An 11441-nucleotide genomic window follows, 5' to 3' on the forward strand; every position below is an offset into this window, starting at 1 on the left:
AACGGAGTCGCTCATAAAACTCTGCTGCGCTCCGGTTGACGGCGAACTGGCTGGCAGATGAAATCATCGAATTGCGCAATGAACGACGGCGTCTGGGATTTCACTGCCCTCGGAAATGCCTGCGGCGATGCCAGTTGTTATTGACCTGGCGTTCTGGAAGCGCCCTTGAAGGCACGTGCCGCAAGCAGCTCTTGCTAGTGTGGAAGGGGCGAGTCACCGATCGTCAAACCCTATCGAGCAAGGCTATCAACCTCCATGCAGCAGGTTTCAGCACCAAGCCAATCAGCCGCGGCGAAGAATGCTGCGCTGCTGGTTTCGCACATCTTGTCGCCTATTATCCTGGGCACGCTCTTGCTGGCGCTCTCGCCCTTGCGCGATGCAAGCATAAGCTGGGCCGGGGCGATAGTGGCCGCCCTCTTCACCACGGTAATCCCGTGGTTGCTGCTGGTGATGGCAAAACTGCGCGGCAGGGTCACGGATTTGCATGTCACCGTGCGCCGCCAGCGCCACGGTATTTACGCGATGACTTCCGGCTTGATCCTCGGCGGCTTGCTGGTGTTGTGGCTGATGGACGCCGGCGCCGGCATTTTCCGCGAGGTCCTGTGCATGTTGTTGGGACTGCTGGTGGTGGCCATCATCAACATCTGGTGGAAAGTCTCGGTGCATCTGGCTGTGGGTACGTATGCCATCTTGCAAGTTGCCGGGCAGAGCCCGCAACTGACGCCGTGGCTGCTCTTGTTCATCGCGGTGCTTTCCTGGTCCCGCATTCGAAGCTTCCAGCACACCGCCACCCAGGTGTGTGGCGGTGTTGCCGTAGGCGTGGCCATCCACTACGCGCATGAAGCGATGGCCTTGGTGCTGTACTAGTTACCCGGTACGCTCAGCTTTGCGGTGTCCACAAGCCCGGCATACTGCCATCCGGGATTTGCTGCCGGACGGCCCACTTGGCATCCGGCTTCCTCGGCAATCAACGCGCCGGCTGCCCAGTCGTACTCCTGGGTGCCGTATTCGGCGTAGGCGTCCAATGCGCCCTCGGCAACGAGGCACAGGTCCAAGGCGGCAGAGCCGATTCGGCGAACGTTGACGTAGTCTTCGAGCATGCCTTCCAAGACGCGGGCTTGGAACTGGCGGCGTTCGGCATCGTAGCCGAACCCGGTGCCAAGAATTTTGGTTGCCGAGTCGACTGGGCCGGTGAGCTGGGTCAGTTTTCCGGTGCGCAGGTCGTGCTTCCATGCACCCAGGGATTTGCCCGCGAAATACTCCACTTGCAAGGCCGGGGCAACAATAGCGGCGGCCACCCAGGTTTCGGTGCCATCTTCTTCCAGCTGGCAGGCTCCTACCGAAGAACAGTAGTAGGCGATATTGCGGACGAAGTTGGTCGTTCCGTCCAAGGGATCGATGCTCCAGCGCACACCGCTGGGGTGGCTCGGCTTGGCGCTGGGGAACTCCTCGCCGGTCAATTCGTCGTTGGGGCGCGAGGTCAAAATGGTGGCTCGGATGGCTTCTTCCGAGGCACGGTCAAAATCGGTGACCCAGTCCCCCGCTGCCGACTTGTCGTTGAGGTTGAATTGCGATTCGTCGCGTCGAGAAAGCACCTCGGCGCCGGCAGCGGCGGCGCGGCGCGCCACCAGTACCAGCGGGTCGTGGCTGATTGACTTGTCCATGTATTAGCCTTCCGTAGGTGCGGCGAGGGCTGCCTCGCGCGCGGCGTCTGGTCCTTGTTCTAGAAGCACTCCAAAGCCGGCTTCGTCGAGCACCGGAACTCCCAGTGATTGCGCCTTGTCCAGTTTCGAGCCTGCGGCTTCGCCGGCGACCAGGAAGTCCGTCTTCTTCGAAACGCTGCCGGTGGCTTTGCCGCCCCGCACGATAATTGCTTCCTTGGCGGTGTCCCGCGAATAATTCTCCAGCGTCCCGGTCACGACGATGGCAAGGTTTTCCAGATTTTTCGGGATGTTCTCGTCCTGCTCATCTTTCATCTTCACGCCGGCGGCTTGCCATGCGGAGACGATCTCGCGATGCCAGTCCACCTTGAACCATTCCACCAGCGCCTCGGCAATGATGGACCCGACCGAATCGATTTCGCTCAATTCGGCCACGGCATCGCCCGAGTCCAGGACGGCAAGCAACGCATCCATGGACCCATAGCGGGTGGCGATGGCCCGTGATGCGTTGGGGCCGACGTGGCGGATGGACAGCGCCACCAGCACGCGCCACAGCGGGTTCTCCTTGGCCTTCTCCAGCTCGTCAAGCAGCTTTAGCGTGCTGCGGGTCGGTGCAGATGGCTTTTTCGCGGTGGCCTTGGAATAGAAATACGGGACCAGCTCGAATTTTCCGGTGCCCTCGCCCTTGGAGCGTTTTTCACGCCAGACCTTGACCTCGCCCAGTTCTTCCAGCTTGTCCTTGAGGTTGAACAGTTCTGCTTCGTTATGCAGGGGGCCGGGACCTGCTGGAAGGATGACGCCGCCTTGGGTCTGCGGGTCCTGCCCGGGGCCACTGGTCAATGCGGCGGCGGCTTCATAGCCCAGGGCTTCGATATCCAGCGCGCTGCGCCCGCCAAGGTAGGCCACGCGTTCGGTGAGCTGCGCCGGGCAGGATTCGGCGTTGAGGCAGCGGATGTCCACATCCCCTTCCTTCGCCGGCGCCAATGGCTGGCCGCAGGACGGGCAGTGGGTGGGCATGACAAAATCGCGCAGGCCGGTGTTGCCGTCGCGCAGCGGCAAGACCGGGCCGACGATTTCCGGAATGACGTCGCCGGCCTTGCGCAGGATAATGGTGTCGCCGATTTTTACGTTCTTGGCCTTGACCACTTCCTGGTTGTGCAAGGTGGCACGGGCTACGGTGGAGCCGGCCACGAGCACCGGTTCCATCACGCCAAAGGGGGTGACACGTCCGGTGCGGCCAACCTGGACCTGGATGTCCAGGAGCTTGGTGTGGACCTCTTCCGGCGGGTACTTGTAGGCGACCGCCCAGCGTGGAACGCGCGAGGTGTACCCCAGTTGTTCCTGGGTTGCCAGATCATTGACCTTGATGACGATGCCGTCGATGTCATGGATGAGGTCATGGCGCTTTTCGCCATGCTCCGAAATGTAGTCCTTGGCTTCGGCCCGGCTGCCCACAACCCTGCCGTAGGGGGACACCGGAAGACCCCAGCCGCGCATGAGCTCATAGGCCTCGGACTGCTCGGTCATCTGGAAGTCGCGGCTTCGGCCCAGGCCGTGGACAAACATGCGTAGCGGGCGCTTGGCGGTCTGTTCGGGATCCTTTTGCCGCAGGCTGCCAGCGGCAGCGTTGCGCGGGTTCGCCAAGGGTGCCTTGCCCTGGGCAATCAGCGCTTCGTTGTAGGCATTAAAATCATCGGTGGCAATGAAGACTTCACCGCGCACCTCGAATTCTGCAGGCCAGCCCGAGCCGGTCAATTCCTGCGGAATGTCGCTGATGGTCAAGGCGTTGTGGGTGACGTCTTCGCCGGTGGTGCCGTCTCCCCGGGTGGCGGCGCGCACCAGTTTGCCTTCGCGATAGGTCAGGTTGAGGGCCAGGCCATCGATCTTGACCTCGCACAGCCACTTGACCGGTGTCTGCGGATGCAGGCGCTCGGCGTTGGCCTGTGCCCGTTCCAGCCACGCGTCGAGTTCTTCGAGCGAGAAAACATCTTCCAGCGAGTACATTCGGCTGGCGTGAGTGACCGAGGCGAAGGCAGCGGAGACCTCGCCACCCACCTCTTGCGTGGGTGAATCCTGCCCGGCCAGGATCGGATATTGGGCTTCGAGCAACCGCAATTCATGGAACAGCGCATCGTATTCGACGTCGGAAACCAGCGGGGCGTCATTTTGGTAGTACGCGTCGCGATGGGTGCGGATCTGTTCGACCAGCTGTTCATAGCGGGCCTTGTCAGCTTCCGGCGGAGCATTGGTGGTCTCAACGGGGGTTACGGCATTTTCACTCACGTATCCAATTGTGCCCCACCAGCTGCCAGAATCGCAGGCTTGAAAGCTCAGTTCTCCTCTGCGTCCGGCTCCGGATTTCCTGCAGCCACCACGTCGATCACGATCACCGCGATATTGTCCCGGCCACCGGCTTCCAGGGCCGCCCCGGTCAGTACCCGCACTGCTTCGCTGCGGTCCTTGAAGTTCACCAAGATGGTCTGCAGGATGTCTTCGGTCAGCTCGCCGGATAACCCATCGCTGCACAACAGGTAGCGGTCGCCGATGCGAGGCTGCAGCACCGTGACATCTGGCTGGCTCTCGGCACCTGCACCCAGGGCACGGGTGATCAGGTTGCGATGCGGATGATTGCGGGCCTCGGATTCGGTGATTTGCCCGGCATCCACCATTTCCTGGACAGCCGAGTGGTCCCGGGTCAGCTGCTGCAGGGCGCCATCGCGCAACCGGTAGCCGCGGGAGTCGCCCACGTTGACGAGCAGCAGGTTGGGTATCTCTTCGGCAACCACCGGCAGGGGCGCCGTGCCCGGAGTTGCCGAATCCTGGTGGTCCTTGAGCATTTCCGGGGTGATCTTGGCGATCACGTCGGTGTTGACCTTCATGGAAAAGCTGGAGGTCCAAGGTGGCACTGCGGAGATCGGCGCGGTGACATTGTCCCGGCCTTGGTCAGGGGCCTTGATCTGCAGCAGCGCGCACAAGGTGGTGCCGCCGCGGGCTTCCAGGGCTTCGCGAATCCGGTCATCGGCCAATTGAACCTGGCGCTGGACCTCGGCGACGGTTGGCAGCTTGCGTACCGAGGTCTTGTTTGCGAAGGTGCAGATTTCTTGCATGGTTTCGACCGCGAGCTGGCTGGCTACTTCCCCGGCCTCGTGCCCGCCCATTCCGTCGGCCACTGCATAAACGATGTCATGCAGCAAGATGCGGTCCTGGTTCTCGGTGCGGCGCCGTCCAACGTCGGTCATTCCGGCGGCAGCCAGGTTGAACGGCACGGGTGTCGGTTCATTATTCATTAGTCAATCACCAGTCCGGCTCCCTCGCCTGGCGAGAGTTCGTAAGGTTGGATGTCGCCAAAGCCGCGCACGGCCGTAATTTCTTGGGCGGTCAGCACAAAGCGGGCATCATTGCGCAGGGTGTTTGCGGTCAGGGCATCGGTGAGCACCGTTCCGGGTTCGGCCAGCGAGGTGAGACGGGCGGCCATGTTGACCGTCGGCCCGTAAATGTCGCCGAGCCGGGACAGCACCCGGCCCCAGACCACGGCTCCCCGGGTTTGCGGGAACAGCTCGTCCTTGGCCAGTTCGCGGGAGAGCGACAAGGCAATGAGCGAGCCGGCCTGCGGGGTTTCCGCCACGTAGAGCACTTCATCGCCGATGGTCTTGACCAGGCGCCCGCCGCCAACGGAAATGATTTCCGCGCATTTTGCTTCGAAGCGCTGCACCAGCTGGGCGAGGGTTCTCTCGTTCATGCGGCGCGAGAGCGAAGTGTAGGAGACCAGATCCGCGAAGCCCACGGCTCGGGCCAAGGGCAGCGGCGTCCCGCCGTCCGCCTCGGGGCTGTCCTGCTTGTAGGCGGCGACACCGGTTTCCACGCGCAATGCCATCCGGTGCACTGCCGAGTTCAGTTGCCGGCGCCAGGAGTAGAGGAGCAAATCCTCAATGGCCGGAATGATGTCGGGCAGCATGCTGAACAGCTGGCGGCGGGCCTGGCGGTCGGACATGTTCTGGTTGGCGATCATGTCCTCGACCAGGGCCTCGATTTGCCAGACGACCATGCGGTCGGTCATCTGCCCAACCGAGCGCATCAGCGAGATCGCCGTTTCCTCGGTGAGCTTGCCTTCGCGCACCATGTCCACCATGGTGCCCAGCGCGGCTTTGTCGGCCTTGGTGAAGAAAACCTCGTCGTCGCCGAGCTCTGGGAAGCCGATGGCGCGCCAGAGCTTGCGGGCGGAGTGCAGGGAAATTCCGGCTTCGGCGGCCACCTCGCGGCGGCGGAACTCGCGCTGGCCGCCGATAAGCCGGTGTTCCAGCGAGGCGACGTTATCGCGCACGGCATCCGGGGTGCGGGCCGGGATGCGCAGCGGGCCCTCCATGGCCTGGGCCAGTTCGAAAATTGGATCGGACTGGTCTGGGCTGTCGACGGCAGGATGCTGACGAGCTTCGCGGGCGGCCTGCGCGGCCGACTGCGGGGAGTCGGCCCGGGGTGGATTGTTGTGCTCGGTGCTCATGCCCCCATGCCCTCACTGTTCGTCGTTTCGGTGTGTGCCGCGTCCCGGCTTCCGCGCAGATTCGCCATGGCTTCCATGGCCAGCGAACGGAAATACGGGACGGATGGAACGTGCGCGATTCGCACATATCCCTGGTTCAAGACGATATCCAAGGTTCCCGCGCGCGTCATCGCATTGTGCTGCTTAGCGTAGGCGACCAGATCGCGAACCGTAAATAATCCTACAGATTGCAGCTGTCCCTGGCTGTAGGCGGACCTGTACATGATCCGTTCGCTGGTCAGCACGATCAGGCTGCGCGTCCAGCGGATCCACGGAACGATGCTCCAGATCAGCACCAAGGCGGCCCATAGGACCACGGCCACGATCATCCAGACGTCGGCGTTGTCGGCCAGCCAATCGGAGAGGTTGTCACGCGAGAGGTAGCCAATGGCGAACGTGCACAAGGCGGTGAGGATGAGAAAGGCGCTGATTGGCTGTCGCAGTACTCGGGAGTGCTCACGAGTTTTGATAATCACTCGCTCCCGTTCATGCAGCGGCAACTTCATCGTTTAGGTCCTCGCCCCTCCTGTCTGGACACAGTTCTTCGGTCTGTGTATTCAATAATAGTCCCGGTGCTAGGCACGATGCTGGTTAGGCATACTTTCCATCGGCGCGCCGCACATGGTGCACGTCCCCGGCCAGCACATTGGTCCGCTGCCCCGTCCGGTCCTCCAAAACCAGTGCTCCGTCAGGCGCCAGCTGGACTGCGGTGGCTTCCAGGGTTGAGCCGTCGGGGAATTCGACCCGAACTTCGTGGCCCAGGGTGGCCAGTTTTTCGCTGACCATTTCGCGCAAGGACCGGCCCTCGAATCCCGGCAGCGGCACCTGCACGGACCCGGAGACCTGGCGGAAACCGCGATCGAGGTTCACCAGTTCCTTGAGGTACTCGGCCAGCAATTGGGTGCGGTCGATGGCGTGCGAACTGGCCAGCCGCAGCGAAGTGGCCGTGGGGACCGGAAGTTCTTCGCGGCTCTGGTCCACGTTCATCCCGGTGCCAACAACCACCCCGTATCCGGAGCCGGCCGGAACCATCTGAGCCAGGATGCCGCAAATCTTGAACTCCCCGGCCAGCAAGTCATTGGGCCATTTGATGCGGACCGGGACATTGGCGACGCGTTCTGCAGCTCGGCTCCAAGCCAACGCGGCCAGCATGGTGTACCAGGACAGCGCTTCGGTGGGGACGCTCGCTCCGGGGGCCATCATCACGCTCACGGTGATCGAAGAGCCAGACGGCGTCACCCAGGCGCGGCCGAGCCGGCCTTTCCCTGCTTGCTGGTGCTCCGTGAAGTACACGCTCAGATGGCCAGCCAGACCCTGGCTGGCCAGATCCGCCAAGTCGGCATTCGTTGACCCCGAGGTCTCTTTGAATTCCACCGCTCCGAGCGAAAGCTGCTCAGTGAGCTGGGCAAAACGCGTGGGGTCGATGGCTGCGCGGGCGGCGCCCTGGGAAGTGTCCATAGCTAAAACCCTATGTCACCGGCACGCCGCTCCGCTCTTGGCGAAGTTTCCTTAAAGGAATATGTCCTCGACCAGCGGCACGTCGGGGTTGAGCGAATATTTCTCCAGATCCGCTACGCCAGCCAAGTTCAGCACCTGCGAGTCGGTGAAGAAGTTGCCGCTGAGCTTTTGGGGATCGCTGCTCAAAATGGCCATGGCGGCATCGGCAACAATTTGCGCATCGCGGGCGCCCTGGATCATTTTTTGCCCACCGGGCAGATTGCGGATTGCCGCGGTATCGATCAAGGTTTCTGGCCACAGCGAATTCACTCCAACGCCTTGGTCCTTGAGTTCTTCGGCCAATCCAAGGGTGGTCAGGGACATGCCGTATTTGGCCATCGTGTAGGCCAGGTGCTCCCCTGCCCAGCGTGGGTCCAGATTCAGCGGTGGCGACAGCGTCAGAATATGGGCATGCTGCGAGGCACGAAGGTAAGGCAGCGCGGTTTTGGATAGCAGGAAGGTTCCGCGCACGTTGATGTCCTGCATCAAGTCATAGCGCTTCATGTCCACTTGCTCGGTCTTGGCCAGGTTAATCGCCGAGGCGTTGTTCACCACGATGTCGATGCCGCCGAAGGCGGCCACGGCTTCGGCCACTGCGCGTTGCACGTCCTCGTCGATGCGCACGTCGCCCACGACGGCCAGGCCGCGTCCGCCGGCCTGGTTGATTTCTTCAACTGCGGTGTGAATGGTGCCTTCGAGGCTGGGATGCGGGTCGCTGGTTTTCGAGAGCAGCACGACGTTGGCTCCGAGTGCTCCGGCTGCTTTGGCTATGGCCAATCCGATGCCGCGGCTTCCGCCGCTCATCAAGATGGTGCGGTTCTTGAGGCTCGCCTCGACCGGGGCGAGTTCAGTGCGGGGTTCACTAGTCATGTGATACAGGTTACGCGAACTCTCCCGGCCAAGCTACTCTTCAGTAACTTATTCTGGCGTGCCACCCACTGGATATTGACCCATTTTGTAAGTTTCCTACAACCAGAAGTCCTGTTTACCCAGCTAGACTGACTTGGATGGCATTTTTCTTGTGCCATTCCTACACATTGAAAACTACTCGAGGGAGTCGAAGGCATGACGCAGGGCAGAACCGAGGCAGACGAAGCAATCGACCTGTCCACCACCGCCGGCAAGCTTGCTGAATTCCGCCGCCGCCAGAAGCTCTCCGAAGCACCTAGCGGCCAGGCAGCAATCGAAAAACAGCACTCCCGCGGAAAGCACACCGCCCGTGAACGCATCGAAATGCTCATGGACGAAGACTCCTTCGTGGAATTCGATGCCCTCGCTGTTCACCGTTCCACCGCCTTCGGCATGGAAAAGAAGAAGCCAATGGGCGATGGCCTGGTTTCAGGCTACGGCACCGTTGATGGCCGCCTTGTCGCCGTCTACTCCCAGGACTTCACCGTCTACGGCGGCTCGTTGTCCCAGGTCAACGGCGAGAAGATCGTCAAGGTCCAGGAATTCGCACTGCGCAATGGCTGCCCGGTAGTAGGCATCCTCGACGGCGGCGGCGCCCGCATCCAGGAAGGCGTGGCCTCCCTAGCCATGTTCGCCGACATCTTCCGCAACAACGTCCACGCCTCGGGCGTGGTCCCGCAGATCTCGCTGATCATGGGCCCATCGGCCGGTGGAGCCGCCTACTCCCCTGCGCTGACCGACTACGTGATCATGGTTGACAAGACCAGCCACATGTTCATCACCGGGCCAGATGTCATCAAGACCGTCACCGGCGAAGAAATCGACATGGAAACCCTCGGCGGCGCTCGCCAGCACAATGCCAACACCGGTACGGCAACGTACCTGGCCAGCGACGAGGAAGACGCTGTGGAGTTCTGCAAGGAATTGCTGGACTTCCTCCCCTCCTCCAACCTTTCCGATGCCTTGATCGCCGAGTTCGATGAAGAGCTGGAAATCACCGCGGATGACCTGGCACTGGATACCTTGATTCCGGATTCCGCAAACCAGCCTTATGACATGCGCAAGATCATCGAATCCGTCGTCGATGACGCGCACTTCTTTGAAATGCAGTCGCTGTACGCGCCGAACGTGATGATCGGCTACGCCCGCGTCGAGGGACGCACCGTGGGCATCGTGGCCAACCAGCCAATGCAGTTCGCCGGCACTTTGGACATTGCCGCCTCGGAAAAGGCAGCCCGCTTTGTGCGCAACTGCGATGCCTTCAACATCCCGATCCTCACCTTCGTGGACGTGCCCGGCTTCCTGCCCGGCAAGGACCAGGAATTCCAGGGCATCATCCGCCGCGGCGCGAAGCTGCTCTACGCCTACGCCGAAGCCACCGTGCCGAAGCTGACCGTGATCACCCGCAAGGCCTACGGCGGAGCGTACATCGTGATGGGCTCCAAGAAGCTCGGCGCGGATTTGAACCTGGCCTGGCCTACCGCGCAGATCGGCGTGATGGGCGCGCAGGGCGCAGTGAACATCCTGTACCGCCGCGATCTTGCGGCAGTTCAAGCCGAGGGCGGAGACGTTGAAGCCCGCCGGAAGCAGATCATCGACGACTACGAGGCCGAGCTGCTCAACCCGTACCAGGCCGCCGAGCTGGGCTACGTGGATGCGGTCATCGCCCCGAGCGACACCCGTGTGCAGCTGGTTCGCGGATTGCGCGCACTGCGTGAAAAGCATGCAGTGCTGCCACCGAAGAAGCACGGCAATATCCCGCTGTAACTAGGGCCCGCACCGCCTATTCGAGTACTTACGAGGAGCAAAGCCAATGGAACAGGACACCGCGACGCCTGCCGCCCCGCAGATCCAGGTGACCAAGGGCAATCCCAGCGCCGAGGAACTGGCAGCAGTCACCGCATTGCTGTGTGCCTTGGGCAATGCACCTGCCGAGCAGCCCGACGAAGCGGCACCAGCCAAGAAGCGCGTAACGCGCCTGCGTAAACGCCGCGCGCTCACCCCGCGCCTAGGCTGGACCGTCGGACGCCGCTAAAGGCCCATTGCCGATGCAGCAGATCAGAAGTGATGGCTTGTGGTTCCCCGAGGGAACAACAAGCCATCACTTTTTCAATCGCTGCCCGCTGCCTATTCGTCGTCCGGGATCCCGGCTTCAAGCATGTCCAAGTCTGCCCGGGTGACCAAATGCGAACTCACCGCATGCTCAACGAGCCGCGCCTTGCGATTGGTGGCCAGTTTTCCTGGCCCGCCACGCAATCCGGCAATGCCAGCTCGATCCAATTTGTCGCAGACATTATCGAGCTTGCGATTGAACTTGGTGATGCCCCAGCCAAGGCGCTCGGCCGCCGCGGCGCTGGTGGGGATGGCACTGAGCCCAGTCCCATCGCGTTTCAGCATCGGCTCGCAGAGGGCAACGATCAAGGCCCGTTGCGCTTGGGTCAAAATCACCGGCCCGATGGTGGTCTCCCCATCGCTGTCGCTATCAACATGATCTTGCCGGAACGCCGGCTGGGCCACATGGATGGACAGCTCATAGGTGGTCGGTCCGGCGGTAAAAACCACCGATACCCGGTTCAGCACCAGGGGCAGGCTGGACTGCGGGGAAAGCCAGGCTTGCAATCCACCGGTCCTATCCGCAATCGTGGCGGTCAAGCGGGTGCCAATATTGTTCAGCCACCACAGGCCAGCATGTTTTGAAATGGTCAGGAACTGGCGGTGAAGGTAGGGGTTTTCATCAATTGCCAAGTCGCCTTCGCGCCCGATGACAAAGGTCTTATCCTCAACTACTGGATAGTACTGGCCGCAATACTCAACGTAGAGCTCATTCAAGGATTTCG

11 protein-coding genes are annotated in these 11441 nt (G+C 61.8%); 3 read left to right on the forward strand and 8 right to left on the reverse strand.

From position 1 onward, the window contains the following. Positions 1–255: 255 nt before the first annotated feature. Complete coding sequence (locus ACT7DV_RS01530) at positions 256–867, forward strand: hypothetical protein (RefSeq protein WP_444660596.1); 612 nt, start codon at positions 256–258, stop codon at positions 865–867. On the opposite strand, the gene ACT7DV_RS01535 is transcribed toward ACT7DV_RS01530, so the two are convergent. From ACT7DV_RS01535 to ACT7DV_RS01565, 7 genes are all read right to left on the reverse strand, one after another. Beyond that, the gene (locus ACT7DV_RS01535) at positions 864–1664 is read right to left on the reverse strand and encodes an inositol monophosphatase family protein (RefSeq protein ID WP_444660597.1); all 801 of its coding nucleotides are present in this window, start codon (positions 1662–1664) and stop codon (positions 864–866) included. The two genes, ACT7DV_RS01530 and ACT7DV_RS01535, sit on opposite strands and share 4 nt — an antisense overlap. A gap of 3 nt (positions 1665–1667) precedes the next feature. Continuing rightward, positions 1668–3944 carry an NAD-dependent DNA ligase LigA gene (gene ligA / locus ACT7DV_RS01540; protein WP_444660598.1) on the reverse strand — a complete coding sequence of 759 codons (2277 nt, stop codon included), beginning with the start codon at positions 3942–3944 and terminating at the stop codon, positions 1668–1670. A 47-nt stretch (positions 3945–3991) separates the two neighbouring features. Beyond that, positions 3992–4948 carry a PP2C family protein-serine/threonine phosphatase gene (locus ACT7DV_RS01545; RefSeq protein WP_444660599.1) on the reverse strand — a complete coding sequence of 319 codons (957 nt, stop codon included), beginning with the start codon at positions 4946–4948 and terminating at the stop codon, positions 3992–3994. Next, positions 4948–6159, reverse strand: coding sequence for an adenylate/guanylate cyclase domain-containing protein (locus ACT7DV_RS01550; RefSeq protein ID WP_444660600.1), 1212 nt, complete (start codon positions 6157–6159; stop codon positions 4948–4950). The genes ACT7DV_RS01545 and ACT7DV_RS01550 overlap by 1 nt, the downstream gene beginning before the upstream one ends. Continuing rightward, positions 6156–6704, reverse strand: a complete 549-nt coding sequence (locus tag ACT7DV_RS01555) for a hypothetical protein (RefSeq protein ID WP_444660601.1) — start codon at positions 6702–6704, stop codon at positions 6156–6158. The genes ACT7DV_RS01550 and ACT7DV_RS01555 overlap by 4 nt, the downstream gene beginning before the upstream one ends. An 85-nt stretch (positions 6705–6789) precedes the next feature. Beyond that, on the reverse strand, positions 6790–7656 hold the full coding sequence (locus ACT7DV_RS01560) for a biotin--[acetyl-CoA-carboxylase] ligase (RefSeq protein ID WP_444660602.1): 867 nt from the start codon (positions 7654–7656) through the stop codon (positions 6790–6792). A gap of 51 nt (positions 7657–7707) precedes the next feature. Then, positions 7708–8565, reverse strand: a complete 858-nt coding sequence (locus ACT7DV_RS01565) for an SDR family oxidoreductase (protein ID WP_444660603.1) — start codon at positions 8563–8565, stop codon at positions 7708–7710. A gap of 195 nt (positions 8566–8760) precedes the next feature. On the opposite strand from ACT7DV_RS01565, the gene ACT7DV_RS01570 reads away from it, so the two are divergent. Beyond that, positions 8761–10371 carry an acyl-CoA carboxylase subunit beta gene (locus ACT7DV_RS01570; protein WP_444660604.1) on the forward strand — a complete coding sequence of 537 codons (1611 nt, stop codon included), beginning with the start codon at positions 8761–8763 and terminating at the stop codon, positions 10369–10371. A gap of 46 nt (positions 10372–10417) precedes the next feature. Next, positions 10418–10639: an acyl-CoA carboxylase subunit epsilon gene (locus ACT7DV_RS01575; protein ID WP_146277876.1), complete on the forward strand. Its 222-nt coding sequence runs from the start codon at positions 10418–10420 to the stop codon at positions 10637–10639. 92 nt (positions 10640–10731) lie between these two features. On the opposite strand, the gene ACT7DV_RS01580 is transcribed toward ACT7DV_RS01575, so the two are convergent. Continuing rightward, on the reverse strand, positions 10732–11433 hold the full coding sequence (locus tag ACT7DV_RS01580) for a hypothetical protein (RefSeq protein ID WP_444660605.1): 702 nt from the start codon (positions 11431–11433) through the stop codon (positions 10732–10734). Positions 11434–11441: the final 8 nt, after the last annotated feature.

Source organism: Glutamicibacter sp. TV12E (assembly GCF_052441935.1).
GTDB lineage: Bacteria > Actinomycetota > Actinomycetes > Actinomycetales > Micrococcaceae > Glutamicibacter.